This is a genomic window from Pseudomonas sp. GW460-LB5 (assembly GCF_059423245.1).
Map to the genome: position 1 here is coordinate 89,809 of NZ_JBWKXT010000016.1, position 14,167 is coordinate 103,975.

The window sequence follows — 14,167 nt, forward strand, 5'->3', positions numbered from 1 at the left end:
GCGTCGGCCGGCGGGGATCACACTGCATGATGGGAGAGTTCTCGAGTGTGCAGGAGCAACTGTTTTACTCGTTCAACCTTGAAGATCACATCCCCGCCAATCACCTTCTGCGCAGCATTGATCAATGTCTCGATCTGAGCGACCTGCGCCATTACTTCGCCGATTTCTACAGCCTGATTGGGCGTCCGTCGATTGATCCTGAACTGATGATTCGCATGCTGATCGTGGGCTATTGCTACGGCGTTCGCTCCGAGCGGCGGCTTTGCGAAGAGCCCCATCTGAACCTGGCGTATTGCTGGTTCTGCGGGTTAAGCCTTGAAGATGAAGCCCCCAATCACTCTACCTTTTCCAAAAATCGACACGGCCGTTTTCGCGACAGAGATCTCTTTCACTGGTTGTTCAATGAAGTACTGCGTCGTTGCATGGACGCAGGGTTGGTCAAGGGCGAAGGCTTTGCCGTGGACGCCAGCATCATCAAGGCGGATGCCAGTCGGCAGCGCGGTGTACCGGGTGATGAACCGGTCAACTGGAGCGATCCGGCTCTGAGCACCCGCGCCGTGCGTGAGTATCTTGAGGCACTCGATGAAGAGGCTCTGGCCGAAACGCTACCGAAGCGGCTGTCGCTGACGGATCCTCAGGCCCGCTGGGCCGCTGCTTCAGGCGGCCCAACTTTCTACGCTTACTCCACGAATTATCTGATCGATACCGAGCAGGGCGTGATCATGGATGTGGCACCCACACCGGCTCATCGAACCGCAGAAGTCGAGAGCACCAAGACGATGATCGATCGGGTCGAAGCGCAGTTCGACATTAAGCCGGAACGCCTCATTGGCGACACCGCTTACGGTGCAGCGCCGATGCTGGCCTGGATGGTGGAGGAAAAAAACATCGAACCGCATGTGCCGGTGTGGGACAAAACCGAGCGCAAGAACGACAGTTTTTCGAGCAACGATTTCCGCTGGAATGAAGAGACTGAGGAATACTGCTGCCCGGCCGGCAATGCAATGCATTGCGTAGCGAATGGCGAGCCTTCAAGAACGAGCGTTCGCACGTCACCAAAGCCAACACCATCATCTTTCGATCCAGGCCGACCGACTGCGCGACGTGTCCGATGAAAGCCAGGTGTGTAGTGGTCTAATGAAACCGGACACCCATTTAGGCGAGAATGCTCGCCAGATCGAGGTGTCAGATGACCAAACAACGCCGTTCCTTTTCTGTTGAATTCAAACGCGAGGCTGCCGACCTCGTGCTCAAGCAAAACTACAGCTACATCGAAGCCAGCCGTTCACTCGGCATTGGTGAGTCGGCACTGCGTCGCTGGGTTGACCAGGTTCAGAAAGAGCGCCAAGGCGTCACCCCTCAGAGCAAGGCGCTGACGCCGGAACAACAAAAGATTCAGGAGCTGGAAGCCCGGATCGCTCGACTTGAGCGAGAAAAATCCATACTAAAAAAGGCTACCGCGCTCTTGATGTCGGAAGATCACGAGCGTACGCGCTGATCAATCAGTTGAGCGTCCATGAGCCAGTCGATTGGCTGTGCAAGGTATTTGAAGTCACTCGTTCGTGCTACTACGCCCAGCGCCTTAGGCGCCGCACGCCTGATGTTGAACGGCTTCGGTTGCGCAGCCGGGTGAGCGAGTTGTTCACGCAAAGTCGCAGTGCTGCGGGCAGTCGCAGCATCCTGTCGCTGATGCGTGAAGACGGTGAGCAGCTCGGTCGATTCAAAGTACGCAGCTTGATGCGCGAGCTTGATTTAATCAGTAAACAACCCGGCTCCCATGCCTACAAACGAGCGACAGTAGAAAGACTCGATATCCCGAATACCTTGAACCGTGAGTTTGATGTGCCAGCCCCGAATCAAGTCTGGTGCGGCGACATCACCTACATTTGGGCCCAGGGGAAATGGCATTACTTGGCGGTCGTGCTGGATCTTTGCACGCGCCGGGTGGTGGGCTGGGCGTTGTCGGAAAAGCCGGACGCTGAACTGGTGATCAAGGCCCTGGATATGGCCTACGAGCAGCGTGTCAGGCCTTCGGGTCTGCTGTTTCACTCCGATCAGGGGTCGCAATACGCAAGCCGGCTATTTCGTCAGCGATTGTGGCGTTATCGCATGCGCCAGAGCATGAGTCGCCGAGGAAATTGCTGGGACAACGCGCCAATGGAGCGCGTGTTCCGCAGCTTGAAAACGGAATGGATACCGACCACGGGCTACAGAACGGCTCAAGAAGCCCAGCGCGATATCAGCCACTTCTTGATGCATTGGTACAACTGGGTTCGACCCCATCAATTCAACGGTGGGCTGGCGCCAGCTCGGGCCGAAGAAAAACTCAACGTCGTGTCCGGGATTAGTTGACCACTACAGTGCTGCCCGAACACGGCGTTTCGCAAAATCGCCCGCAGCGTCCATGAAGCTACTCGTGATGTGGCTCGTCCCATTGCATCGACACCTGCGTAAGTGCGCTCTCGCCACGAACGTAAGAAGGTCGAAATGTTGTTTGCCCACCTCAAGCGCATCCTGAAATTGGATCGTTTGCGATCACGTGGCATGTGTGGCGCGACCGATGAGTTCACGCTGGCGGCTGCGGTACAGAACCTCTGGCGTCTGGCTAAACTTGCATCTCAAGGGCCACCTTCTACGGGATAGGTGCGCCTGCACAAAGAAAAAATCTCAAACTAACCCAGTAACAGAATAGCAAAGGTCAACGAAGGACCGAAAAACCACTCAATGTGGTGAGTAGGTTCTCCGGTGGTGGTCATGCCTGAGTTCCGGCGATCTGAAAATCCGACTTATTCAACAGAATCGGCATGAAGGAGGAAAAATGACTGAACGGAGTTTGCAGAGATTGAAGGAGGAAAAGTATTGAACGCCATGGCGTATCTTTCGCCTTGTGAGCGCGTGTGTCCAAATGTCACTGGCCTGCGTCGATTGATGTTCTCGATTAAGTTGATTCTACCGATAAAAAACAAGTGATAGGGCAGTTTTCTCAAGAGTAGGGGTTTAGAAACTTTCCCGATGATTACGTATTGCAACGCTATGCCTCAATGTGTCATCAGATAGAAGTTCCTCATCAATAAAGGATTCAATTTTGCTGCCCGACTCTACTTTTTTAATAAGCTCCCTAATCGCTACCTTCATGAACCAGTGGGGCGTTCGGTCTAGACTATGCGCTGCGGTTTTAAGGCGATTATGTGTTCGGGAGTCCAATTTTACGCCGAGTGTTGTGGTAGCCATTTCAGCCTCGTCTGTTTTTAAATAGAAAAAATCGTGAGTCGTTTTAAGTTTGGTGCTAGAAGATGGTGAGTCGAGTTTTTTGAAAATTTATCACGACTTAAGTTGAACGGTTTTCGTGACTGGCTTTTTAGAGGCTATCAAAAGCCACATCCACACTCAAATTGCTCGAGGTCAGATAAGGCCTTCGATAGCTGTCTAAAGTGCACCTACCGTTGATTTATTGAAATACAGTTATAAGATGTTCTTTTTTGTTGACCGGTGCATGATCAGGCACGTTTTTTCTGTGCGAGTCCGGATTCTGGAGTCAGCTTGGCAAACAAGTCTTTGGGATCGGACAGTTCCGGTACTAACTCAATTGTGCGGCCGATATCAAACGTTTGTGCGACCTTCAGTACATAACGCAGGGCCGAGTAGTCTTCCAGCGCAAAGCCGACCGAATCGAACAGTGTTACTTCTTTGACGTTTTCGCGACCGCCGACATCGCCGCTCACGACACGCCAGAATTCGGTAACTGGCGAGTCGGCCGACATTTGCTGAATTTCACCTTCGATGCGACTCTGCGGCTCGTACTCAACGAAAACCCGTGACATTTCGACAATCGAACGGTGCAGCTCAGTCTTTCCGGGGCAGTCACCGCCGACTGCATTCAGGTGCATGCCAGGCTCAATCATTTCCGGAGTCAAAATGGTTGCGTAGGCTTTGTCTGCGGTCACCGTGGTCACGATATCGGCGCCCTGTACGGCTTCGGCGACAGAGGAGGTGACGACAACCTCGATGCCAGGAAATCCTTTTAGGTTGGCGGCCAGCTTTCGGGTGGCATGGGGGTCGATATCGAACAATCGTATTTCGTCGATGCCCAGCATTGTGTGAAAGGCAATGGCCTGGAACTCGCTTTGTGACCCATTGCCGATCAGCGCCATGGTGCGCGAGTCAGGGCGGGCCATGTACCGCGCAGCCAGCGCTGAGGTGGCTGCGGTACGGATAGCTGTCGTCAGGGTCATTTCGCTGAGCAATACGGGCTCACCGGTTTCAACATCGCCAATGGCACCGAACGCCATGACCGTCAGCATGCCGCTCAGGGTGTTTTTGGGATGGCCATTTACATATTTGAAGGCGTACAGCGACGCATCCGAAACGGGCATCAACTCGATGACCCCCTCGGCCGAGTGATTGGCTAAACGTGCGCATTTTTCGAAGTCATGCCAACGCAGATAGTCTTCGCGAATGTACTCCGCCATTTCGGAAATAAAGGCACAGATGCCTTTGCGTGATACCAGTTGGCTCAGGTCATTTACATCAATATATCGAGTCATATCGTTGTCCTCGGCGGCAGGTGGAGAGCAGTTAATCAACAGTTTTAGCGTTACTCTTCGAGCAGCAGTCGGCGCTGCGCCTGTTTAAAGGGCAGTCATTCAGGTACACGGCAAGTAATGAATCAGGTAGCAGCTTTGAAAACCTAGATGTCCTTGGATAACTCCAGATTTAAACCTTTGCGATTAAGTGCCCAAAGATAACAAAGCCCCGCCACTATCCAGATGCACCCCAGCTTCTGTGCCTCGAGTCCCATGTTGTACATGATCGCGCACGTGATCGTGAAACCCAGTACAGGGGTTATCAGGTGAGGCCAAATGGCACGGGACTTCATGCGGCGCCAGTAATAGTTGATAACGGTAATGTGCAGGATAATGAAGCCACTGAGTGCGCCGAAGTTAACTAACGATGTCAGCGTGTCTACGGTGTCGATGAAAAAATAGCAAATGACCATCGACAGTACGGCGACCATATAGATACTCACATAGGGCGTACTGTATTTCGGATGTACTTTGGCCAAAATCCTGGGAAGTTTCCCATCCCGAGCCATCCCGAACAGCAATCGCGAAACCGCGGCTTGAGAGGTAATGGAGACAGCAACTCCCCAGGCCAGCGCGGTGGCGATTGCAGTCAGTGAGGCCAGCCAGCTTCCTCCTGCAATCTCTGCTATTTCATAGAACGCGGAATCTGCGGAAGTAAAGCCCATACCCGCCGCCAGATCGGTGGCCAGCCAGGTCTGTGCGACAAAGATGCCGCCCATGACCAGCAAGCTGATCAATGCAGCTCTTCCCACGCTGCGTCCGGCATCGCCCTTAGTTTCTTCTGCCAGGGTGGAGATGGCATCGAAGCCCAGGAATGAAAGTACTGCGATGGAAACGGCCTGCATCATCAAGGGAAAGCTGAATGCCGCAGGGTTGTACAGAGGCGAGAGCGTCAAGTGCCCGTTACCGGCCCCTGTGTGCAAAGCGTTCCAGCCACAGGCCAGGAAAATGCCAAGGACAATGAGTTGTGCCAGCAAAAAGAGGATGTTCATTCGAGCGGTGAAGGTCATGCCGCGCAGGTTAACGAGCGTGGCACTTATAAGAAACGCAAGAATGAAACCTGTTTTCGGAATGGCGGGGTAGAGGTGATTCAGCGCGATAGCCGCATAGATATACAGCAATGGCGGGATCAGCAGGTAGTCGAGCAACAGTAGCCACCCGGCGATGAATCCGGCATTGGGATGCAACCCGCGTTGCGCGTATGAATACACAGATCCGGCGATGGGGAAGGCGCGAGCCATGCTCCCATAACTCAGTGCAGTGAACAGCATGGCAACCATGCCAATGATGTAGGCCAGCGGTACCATCCCGGGGGCTTCGCTGTTCACGTACCCGTAGACTCCGAATGGAGCTATCGGGATCATGAAAATCATTCCATAAATGACCAAGTCGGTAAGCGACAAGCTGCGTTTGAGTTCTTGTTTATAACCAAAATCTTCAATAGCCATGATTTGGTACTTCCGTATGCAAGTAAGGCGGCTACTTCAGCCCGTCAGCTGGAAACGGCATAACGGCTGAAGCAGGTTTTTTAAACCCGGCAGGTTAAAAGACGCCTAGGCGGTTTTTTATAGTTGTATGACCGATTTAACAAGCAACAGCATTTACAACAGTGGAGCCAAGTAGTTTGACCATGACCGAACAGCTTCCGGTTTTTGCAATAAGTCGTTTCTCACTTCAATGAGTACAGCGTTGATACCCCGTTGATCGCCATGAAAGGGCACCGTCATATCCTCAAGAGGATTGATCTCGTAAGGTTCGTTGGCCGCTACCTTGAGGTCGTGAGCCGCCAGGCCTTGAATCAGCGTGTGCGCGTAAGTGTGAGCACGGTCAAACAGAATGCCGACTTCAACCGCACGCGGCTTGCCGTGATAGACCGGTGTGAAACTGTGGACCCCAATGACCCGGACTTCTCGGCCCAGGGCCAGTCGAGCGTCGATCAGTTCGCTCAGCTTTTGATGAAAGGGCTTGAACAAACGTTCTTGCCGATACTGCCGTGTCGCTCCATCCAGGCGTTGATTGCCCAGCACATCGTAAACTTCACTGCGAATAGGGATGCTGTCCGGCGCTTCGAGCGGCCGATTCAGGTCAATCAACAATCTGGAGTAGTTCGCGGATATCAATGTCGCGCCGAGTGCCTCCGACAGGTTTTCGGCGAGCGCCAACGCGCCGATGTCCCAAGCGATGTGCTCCTTGGCCGCTTCGTCGGTCAGGCCCAGACCACGCAGTTCAGGCGGGATAAAGGCGCTGGCGTGTTCGCAGACCAGAATGACCGCATGCTCGGCGTTTTCCCGGCTCACGGTGTAAACCGGCTTGTCGTACAAGCCGTATTCCAGTGTTTCAGTAGAGTCGAGCATAGTGATCACACAGTTCGGCAGGGGTCATGGTCTGCGTCGATTTCAGCTCTTGGGCTTTCACGGCAAAGTACGCATCGAGGAGCAGCTTCGGCATTTGCTCAAACAGCTCCTTGCTGTCGCGCAAACTGGCCAATGCCTCGCTGAGAGAACCAGGCAGGGCTACGAGGTTTCGTGCCTGACGTTGTTCCTCACTCAGCATGTCCGGCGCCTCATCGGCCGAAGCGTCCAGAACCAGTTTGTGTTCGATGCCTATTCTGCCGGCCATCAGCACTGTGGCCATGGTCAGGTGCGGCGATGACGTCGCATCGAGCGGGCGAAACTCCAGGTTGTATTGTTTGGCGGGTGACTTGCCCCCGATCGTGATAGTCGGGCATATGCGCAGCGAAGCCTCTCTGTTGCGCTGCCCCAGATTGGCGTATGAAGCACTCCAGTGATGGGGTTTCAGGCGCAGATACGAAATGGGCGTCGGTGCGCTGAACGCGCACAGGGCCGGCAGATACTTCAGTACCCCTGCGGCCCAGTGCTGGCCCAGTGCCGAGAGTCCATTGTCTTGCTCGGGGTTGTACATGACGGGGTGTCCAGTCTGATCCTGCAAGCTGATATGCAGATGCACACCATTACTCACCCCATCGGGTTGCAGCTTGGGAGAAAAACTGATGTCCAGGCCCATCTGCCGGGCGATTTCGCGGGTGATCTCCCGTACGTTCACGGCTCTGTCGGCGGCGGCGACTCCCTGAATGGGGCGGCAGGTGATTTCATATTGAGCCTTGCCGTATTCCGGCAAAAACATTTCCGGCTCTACGCCGGCAGCTTTCAGGGCACTCAGCAACCAGCCACCGAAGGACGCGGCGTGATGTTGGGCGGCGAGGGAAAATGCGTGGTGCGAGTTAGCCGGGTCCAAATAGCCCAGGTTGAATTCATGCTCGAACGCTGCCGTCACCTCAAGACCCAGTTCGTCGCGATAGCGCTGGATTTCATTGCGCAACAATGTGCGTGGGCAGGCCGACCAGGGCTGTCCATCGGTTTCGCAGATATCGGCGTGGATGAAGTCCAAACCCGGTGCATTGGCGTCGGGGCCATTGGGCACGCGGACGCGGCTTCCCATGTCCGGAATCAGGCGCAGATCGCCACAGGATCCCCACGGGTTATCGGAGGCCACCACGTCCTGTGGCGTCAAGGCACTGTTGGCAGGTACCCAACCACAGCCCGCAACCTGGTAACTCTCAAGCTCGTCGCTGGGAAATGAACGCCCGCGCGTCACACCAATCAAGTCTGTGGTGACAATGGTGGTCATGGCCGTGGGTGCGACAGGTTTTGTCTCTGCATTGGACAGACTCATGCTCCCATCTCCTGCAAACGGTTGATGACGGTTTGAGTGTCGGTGATCCAGCAATACCCTTTGATGGCGTCCAGGCAGGCTTGATGCCTTGGTGCCGTGTAGGTCGCGCAGGCATCCTCGACCAGTGTGACCAGATAGCCCCTATCCGCCGCATCGCGAACGGCCATGTCCACGCATTGATCGGTGACAATCCCTGCGATGATCAGATGCCGGGTTTCAAGATTGCGCAGCACGTAGTCGATGTTCGTCGAGTTGAATACACCCGACGAGGTCTTGGGCAGCACGATTTCGTTCTCGATGACGGCAAGCTCATCAATAATGCCCGCCTGGAAGCTGCCCCGGGGCAGGTGCATATCCGACAACTTGTGGTCCAGCGAGCGGTCACGACCATCTGCCGTCAAGCTCTCGATAATGGTGTGCAGCACATTTTGTCGAGCGCCGCGCACCGCCTTCAGCAGTTTTACCTGGTTCGGTATCACCGTGGTTTGAGCGCGAGTCAGGAAGTATTCCGCCTCTGGCCCTCGCAAGTGAGGATCAAACTGCGGATCCAGCCAGGCACGCTGCATATCGACCAGTAAAAGAGCCGTGTGGCCGTCACTGAAGGGCAAATCACGCGGAGAGTGATGGGGAAGGGTGAGCATTATTATTTTTCCTCTAGGAGGTGGGCGGCGAATCCAGCGCGCAGCGAATCAATACCTTCCAGGCGATCATTCAGGTTGGTGCTGCGTTGAGTCAGGGTGGCAATCAGGGCTTCAACTTGGGCGAGTGCGGGAACCAACGTGTCGAACGCAGAGACCGATTCGACGGGGGCGCTGATGATCAGATCGGCCAGTTCGCGCAAGGGGGAGACATAAATGTCGGTGAACAGGACGATGCGGGCATTGCGTGCCTTGGCCGCCGTGGCGACACGCAGTGCTTGGGTCTGATAACGGCGGTAGTCGAAAAGCAGGATGACGTCCTGGCGCTGAATGTCATACATGCGATCGGGAAGCTGGGCATTGTCTTCCAGCGTGTGGCACCCCGAACGCAACAAGCGCAAGTGATTGACCAGATAGCCGGCGAGGAAACTGCTGAGTCGACCGCCGAAGCAAAAAATCTGGTGTCGGTTGTCCAGGATCCAGTCGACGAGAACACGCACATCTTCGGGCTGAGTCAGTGCCTGGGTTTCTTGAAGGGTGCGGCTGCTGTCTTGCAAATAAAGTGTCCAGGCATCGTCCTGGGACAAGTGAGCGCGGGGCTGAAGCAAGGTGATCGGGGAGCGTAAGCGTTGATCCATCTCGCTGAGCAGGGCTTCCTGGAAATCAGCGTAGCCACCAAATCCCAGCTTCTTCACCAACCGCATGATGGTCGGGTCGCTGACACCTGCCTGCTCCGCCAAGCGGGCCATTGAGCCAAGTCCGCTTCTTGGATAGTGGTCAAGCAAAACACGGATTACCTTGCGCTCCGATGGGGTCGGCTTCAGAGCGGCATCGGTGATTTTTTCACGTAAATTTGTCATTGGATCGCCTTTCAAAGCGCTGTTGCTTTTATTACAGAACCAGCTGAAACAAGTGTATGTGTAGTGAATCGAACATGTCTAGCGTTTTCTGTGTCTCCTGTTTTTTTCACTACAGTGAGGAAGGAATGGCTTTCGGCCGTCGATTTTTGAACATAGGCCCGTCAGATGACTGATTGCAACTCAATGCGGCCCCATCTGCCTTTTTGTTGGTGACGCGCTGATTCATTAACTCGTCCCACCCACAAGAGCCGCCGATAGGCTTGATCGGGACTGATTGGCTCAGTCACGGCGGTTGCTTTGTTGTTTCAGAGGATTCTTGTTCCCCTGGCTCGTCGAACAGAGCACCACAGCGCAGGCACAAGCAGTTGAACCCCGCGAAGTGATACTTGGCCGACATCTTCGGCTACCCGCAATGCTGATGGATAGACGGGAGTGATAGCGGCCAACCCATTGATGAATAGATGGCTGCCTGGCGCTTGGGTATTCTCATTCGCTTTCTGCGCTTCTCGCAACGCGCTGTCAGCTAGGCCGACCAGTAGTGCGATTCTCTTAGCTGCTTCCCGGGTCAGGACGGCCTTGGAGTCGCATATCAAGCAATGTCGAAGCACGATTCATTCTCCTGGAAAAGCGGCCATGGAAACGGCCGCGCACGTTGATTTTGAGTATTTCAGCTAGGATTTCTCTGGTCGGGGGACAGTAGCCTGAGTAAGCGACTCAGGATCCAGCAGGCCAGCACCACGGTCAGTAACAGCGGTGGGAAACGCAGCATGAGCAGAATGCTTAGCACCAGCGCTCCTGCGGCGGCGAGCGCACCGACGAAAATGAATAAACAGAGCAAAAATCGCAGTAGAGGCATGGCGGATCTCCAAAAAGCTTTTGCCTGGCAGATTACTCAGCACAGACAGGTTTGATTCAGTGGACCTGCGAGGTGAGGGCTTCTAGTTTTCCCGCGAGTGAGTTGGGAGCTGGCTGCGATTCACCCTGGCTAGAGGTGCTGGCGGGCTCCGAGTTTACGAAGAACTCCTCAATCACGACGTGACTGTCCTCCTCGCTGTCCTCGAAGGCGCCGTTGCCAAAGCCTCGGCGAGCTGCGTCATCTAGAGCCCTCTGATCGAAACCTGCTGTTTGCCGCTGTGTATCCAGCTCGCTCGCCTTCTGCAGCGCTTCGCTTATATCCATGCCAGCGCGTATCGTGAGGTCGACATAGAAGATCGGCGTGCCATGGCTTTGCCGGGTGGATTTACCGCGTAGACGCAGCTCCAGCGGCAGGCAAGCCAGTCGATTACCTGAGATGGCCTGGAAGTAATGCAGTCGAGCAGCCAGGGTGCGAATGCTGTTGAATCCGGTGGTGCGGAACACAAAACTACCCAACGAATCCTCATCACCGATAATCACATTCAGTCGGCCGTAAGGCTTGCAGGCACCGCCTTTGGCCAGTGGGCAGGCATCCGGCGAGGGGCAGGTCAGAGAGTGTATGCCGTCCTGAGTAATGCGCTTGCAGGTTTCACCATTACCGACGCACAGTGGTCGCCCGGATTGCCGGTCGAACAGGGTGTAATCGACCCGGAAATTCAGCTCCGGTTCGTTGAACAATAGGCGTATAGGAATATTGCGCAGCTTGTCTTCCTTACTATGGCGCAGTTCGTTGTTGAGTGGATGTAGCAGCCAGCCATCCCTGCTTTGCACTTGGGATGTGATGGTGAACTGATCATCTTTCTCCGGCAGGCGTTTACCGTTTTTCTCAACGACTTTGCCGATGGATATGCGTCCGAGCACGGGCGGCGTCAGGGCTAAGCCTTTCAACATGATGGTTCTCCTAGAAATGAAAAAAAGGCCAGCCACGTAGCGCGAACTGCGTGGACTGGCCAAGGGGAGGGAAGTGAGGAATAACGAAGTCAGTTGATCAGGAAGCGGCGACTGCCTTCCTTGGTTTTGGCGTAGCGAACCTGCAGGTAAGGTTTCTCTTTCAGTAGGCGTTCGACATCTAGCACGGTGCTGCCCTTGGATTTCTTCCAGCTGATATATCCGTTGGAGAACTCCGCTCGGGTGGCCTCGCCGATGGCTTGCTGCAGCATCTGCTTAAGTTGGGCCTCGCGCGTTTCTTTCTCGCCGATGGATCGGCGCACGGCCTTGAGCTCTAAGTAGGCCTCCGCCAATCCTGCATGGCCGCTGAAGTCGACGGTCTGACCGTTGTCCTCCGGGTACAAGCAGCGCAATGCCGCCTCGGCCGATGCACTGCCGTCGGCTGGCGGCGGGGTATCGGTTTCCACGTAGTTCCAAAACTTTCGCTCCAGTTCGATCAGGCGGGCGATCATCTGCTCATCTCGCTCGATGCGTTGGATCTCCAGGTGCTGACCGCCGAGTAGCACCGCTACATCTGCCGCCTGCTTGCCGGTGACTGCGAGTTGGTGCATCACTTGCAGTTCTACATACTCGGGTACACCTTCCCTCCAGAGACGTGCCCCGTTTATGCCGGCGGTCTTACATTCGAGGATCTGCACGTCGTCCGCGCCGATCACCTCACGGTCAATGTTGGCTAGCATCCAGGACATATCCGGATTCGGATGCTGCAGTACGGCGTTGATACGTCGCACCTTATTCTTAGTACGCTTGCTGTAGTGCCAGGCCACGATTGGTTCCAGCACGTTGCCCCAGTACATCGGACTTTCTTCATCATGTGGGTCGGCTTTTGGCAGTGTGGTGTCTCGACCAGTTTTCTCCAGCCACAGCTCCAACTGCGATTTGTAGGGATTTAGGCCCACCGCAGCGCCGGCATCCGAGCTGCCGATGCCTTGCTTGCGCACCGCCAGCCAATCTTCACGAGGCAGTTCCTTGGTGCTGATCAGGCGCAGCGCTGGACGAGCCTTGCTAGTGCTGCGCAACGGAGTAGCGTTCATAGCGTTCACCTTGCAGAAATAGAAACGCCCGATCAGCAACGAGGCTGATCGGGTGTTTTGGGGGGGGGAGGAAGTAACCGGTTAGGCGACAAGTTGCAGGGCGGTGTCCAGAGCACGTTGCTTGATCTGCGCCCCTTGGCCGAACCAGGCCGAGTCCATGCGGTATTCGTTGCTACGGGCACGACGTTCGTGGTCGACGTACTCGGTTACGGCGTTAAGCAGGCCCCAGGCGGTACCGCGAGCCGAGTCCAGCTGACTGCCTCGGCCGCGACCTTCGTACAGCTCCTGAACCTTTCGCAGGGCGCGTTCGTTGGGCAGTACCTCCGGCAGTGCGCCGGTCGGATTGGTCTCGCACAGCACGCTCATGAAGAAGCCCAGCGCTTCATGCCACTGCACTTTGCGTTCGGCCAGCGCACGCATGCGGTACATAAAGTCGTCCCATTGCGAGACTGCAATGCCGAGCTGCTTCTTCACCGCTTTTGGATCGAAACGCGTGTTGTGCGGCACTTTGATCGCACGGTTGGTGCCATTCAGGGCGATGGTCAAGGTGTTGTTGCAGACTACGCGCACGGTGGTGGGTGTTGCCGTGGTGGCCAAGGTGCCGTCGCAGGACGTGGCTAACAGCAAGTAGCCGTTGACCTGATCGTTACCCTTGAGCGCAGCACCTTGACCTGTACGCGCCAGCGCCCAGAACTTGCGCCCACCCTTGAGCACTCCGGCCGTTTCCAGCTCGTAGCCGGATACCTCGGTGAGGTCACGATAAAACTCCAAGACTTCCCGAGGCTGCACGGTGTGATAGCGCTGGGAGACCACCGACAGCGGTGCCTTGGTGTCCGAACGGAAAAGTACCTTCTGCTCGGGGAAGGAATGGATTGCGCCCAGGTGGCCGACGGTCTCTGATTTGAAGAGTACGGGGCTTTCCTGGATCGCCCAGTCCATGCCGGCTTCGCGTTGCCAGACTTCGATGGGCTGTTTCTGAGTGAGTTGATTACCTAGGCCATGCCACGGTGCAGCGCCAGCGTAGGCCATAGTTTCGACGAGATGAGCCATGGTTGAGATTCCTTTGGGTGCAGGCCGGCATAAAGCGCCGCGCCCAGCGCAGCGCCGTCCGGACGATATGGATATAAAAGGTGTGGTACTGCTAGATCAGGCCGGCAGGTTAAAGCGGTGACCGCAGAGCAAGCAGAGATTGTGGGCTAGGACGTGGCGATCAAGCGACTCACCCAGTTGGGCGCCGAGAGCGCATCCGCCTACACCGCCGGCCAGTCCGCCGAGGATGGCACCTGACACTGAGCCGAGAGTTATGCCGACGGGCCCGGCAATAGCGCCGATTAGCGCACCAGCCTGACCACCTGCTAGAGCTGCGCTGACGCCACGCGCGGCACCGCCTACTGTGCCGATGGCCGCGCCGACTTTCATAGCATGATGGAAAGAAGCAACTTTTGGGGAGTGACAGCGAGGACACTGCAATGACATGGGATGAACCTCGTTGGGGG

12 protein-coding genes and 3 pseudogenes are annotated in these 14,167 nt (G+C 55.6%); 3 read left to right on the forward strand and 12 right to left on the reverse strand.

Translation table 11 applies throughout. The features are described from left to right. Positions 1–26: 26 nt before the first annotated feature. The 3 genes and pseudogenes from AC07XM_RS12540 to AC07XM_RS12550 all read left to right on the forward strand — a co-directional run. Positions 27–1,126: pseudogene (locus tag AC07XM_RS12540) on the forward strand (transposase); the annotation flags it as partial. A 63-nt stretch (positions 1,127–1,189) separates the two neighbouring features. Then, a protein-coding gene (locus AC07XM_RS12545; protein ID WP_102668075.1) for an IS3 family transposase occupies positions 1,190–2,352 on the forward strand; the annotation gives its coding sequence in 2 pieces (ribosomal slippage) (positions 1,190–1,445 and positions 1,445–2,352; 1,164 coding nt in all). 6 nt (positions 2,353–2,358) lie between these two features. Continuing rightward, positions 2,359–2,643, forward strand: a pseudogene (locus AC07XM_RS12550) (transposase); the annotation flags it as partial. A gap of 438 nt (positions 2,644–3,081) precedes the next feature. On the opposite strand, the pseudogene AC07XM_RS12555 reads toward AC07XM_RS12550, so the two are convergent. From AC07XM_RS12555 to AC07XM_RS12610, 12 genes and pseudogenes are all read right to left on the reverse strand, one after another. Beyond that, positions 3,082–3,231 (reverse strand): annotated as a pseudogene (locus AC07XM_RS12555) (transcriptional regulator); the annotation flags it as partial. A 266-nt stretch (positions 3,232–3,497) separates the two neighbouring features. After that, positions 3,498–4,544, reverse strand: coding sequence for an ornithine cyclodeaminase (gene ocd / locus AC07XM_RS12560; RefSeq protein ID WP_102689005.1), 1,047 nt, complete (start codon positions 4,542–4,544; stop codon positions 3,498–3,500). Between the two features lie 143 nt (positions 4,545–4,687). Next, a complete protein-coding gene (locus AC07XM_RS12565) occupies positions 4,688–6,031 on the reverse strand; it encodes an APC family permease (protein ID WP_102668009.1) in 1,344 nt (447 codons plus the stop codon). Positions 6,032–6,184: 153 nt separating this feature from the next. Further along, positions 6,185–6,937 carry an N-formylglutamate amidohydrolase gene (locus AC07XM_RS12570; RefSeq protein ID WP_102668010.1) on the reverse strand — a complete coding sequence of 251 codons (753 nt, stop codon included), beginning with the start codon at positions 6,935–6,937 and terminating at the stop codon, positions 6,185–6,187. Next, positions 6,921–8,276: a type I glutamate--ammonia ligase gene (locus AC07XM_RS12575; protein WP_102668011.1), complete on the reverse strand. Its 1,356-nt coding sequence runs from the start codon at positions 8,274–8,276 to the stop codon at positions 6,921–6,923. Before AC07XM_RS12575 ends, AC07XM_RS12570 begins: the two co-directional genes overlap by 17 nt. Continuing rightward, positions 8,273–8,917 carry a cysteine hydrolase family protein gene (locus AC07XM_RS12580; protein ID WP_102668012.1) on the reverse strand — a complete coding sequence of 215 codons (645 nt, stop codon included), beginning with the start codon at positions 8,915–8,917 and terminating at the stop codon, positions 8,273–8,275. The genes AC07XM_RS12575 and AC07XM_RS12580 overlap by 4 nt, the downstream gene beginning before the upstream one ends. 2 nt (positions 8,918–8,919) lie before the next feature. Beyond that, a complete protein-coding gene (locus tag AC07XM_RS12585; protein ID WP_102668013.1) occupies positions 8,920–9,774 on the reverse strand; it encodes a MurR/RpiR family transcriptional regulator in 855 nt (284 codons plus the stop codon). Between the two features lie 667 nt (positions 9,775–10,441). Then, on the reverse strand, positions 10,442–10,630 hold the full coding sequence (locus tag AC07XM_RS12590) for a hypothetical protein (protein ID WP_102668014.1): 189 nt from the start codon (positions 10,628–10,630) through the stop codon (positions 10,442–10,444). Positions 10,631–10,686: 56 nt separating this feature from the next. Next, positions 10,687–11,580 (reverse strand): recombination directionality factor, encoded by an 894-nt coding sequence (locus AC07XM_RS12595; RefSeq protein WP_102668015.1) that lies wholly within the window; start codon positions 11,578–11,580, stop codon positions 10,687–10,689. An 89-nt stretch (positions 11,581–11,669) separates the two neighbouring features. Then, positions 11,670–12,671, reverse strand: coding sequence for a YqaJ viral recombinase family nuclease (locus AC07XM_RS12600; RefSeq protein ID WP_102668016.1), 1,002 nt, complete (start codon positions 12,669–12,671; stop codon positions 11,670–11,672). An 81-nt stretch (positions 12,672–12,752) separates the two neighbouring features. Further along, the gene (locus AC07XM_RS12605; RefSeq protein ID WP_102668017.1) at positions 12,753–13,721 is read right to left on the reverse strand and encodes a DUF932 domain-containing protein; all 969 of its coding nucleotides are present in this window, start codon (positions 13,719–13,721) and stop codon (positions 12,753–12,755) included. Between the two features lie 96 nt (positions 13,722–13,817). Next, positions 13,818–14,090, reverse strand: a complete 273-nt coding sequence (locus tag AC07XM_RS12610) for a hypothetical protein (protein ID WP_225739969.1) — start codon at positions 14,088–14,090, stop codon at positions 13,818–13,820. Between the last annotated feature and the right edge of the window lie 77 nt (positions 14,091–14,167).

Bases quoted from the DNA above. Each gene is read 5' to 3' on its own strand.
- ocd (WP_102689005.1), bottom strand. From the start codon at position 4,544: ATGACTCGATATATTGATGTAAATGACCTGAGCCAACTGGTATCACGC.
- AC07XM_RS12565 (WP_102668009.1), bottom strand. From the start codon at position 6,031: ATGGCTATTGAAGATTTTGGTTATAAACAAGAACTCAAACGCAGCTTG.
- AC07XM_RS12570 (WP_102668010.1), bottom strand. From the start codon at position 6,937: ATGCTCGACTCTACTGAAACACTGGAATACGGCTTGTACGACAAGCCG.
- AC07XM_RS12575 (WP_102668011.1), bottom strand. From the start codon at position 8,276: ATGAGTCTGTCCAATGCAGAGACAAAACCTGTCGCACCCACGGCCATG.
- AC07XM_RS12580 (WP_102668012.1), bottom strand. From the start codon at position 8,917: ATGCTCACCCTTCCCCATCACTCTCCGCGTGATTTGCCCTTCAGTGAC.
- AC07XM_RS12585 (WP_102668013.1), bottom strand. From the start codon at position 9,774: ATGACAAATTTACGTGAAAAAATCACCGATGCCGCTCTGAAGCCGACC.
- AC07XM_RS12590 (WP_102668014.1), bottom strand. From the start codon at position 10,630: ATGCCTCTACTGCGATTTTTGCTCTGTTTATTCATTTTCGTCGGTGCG.
- AC07XM_RS12595 (WP_102668015.1), bottom strand. From the start codon at position 11,580: ATGTTGAAAGGCTTAGCCCTGACGCCGCCCGTGCTCGGACGCATATCC.
- AC07XM_RS12600 (WP_102668016.1), bottom strand. From the start codon at position 12,671: ATGAACGCTACTCCGTTGCGCAGCACTAGCAAGGCTCGTCCAGCGCTG.
- AC07XM_RS12605 (WP_102668017.1), bottom strand. From the start codon at position 13,721: ATGGCTCATCTCGTCGAAACTATGGCCTACGCTGGCGCTGCACCGTGG.
- AC07XM_RS12610 (WP_225739969.1), bottom strand. From the start codon at position 14,090: ATGAAAGTCGGCGCGGCCATCGGCACAGTAGGCGGTGCCGCGCGTGGC.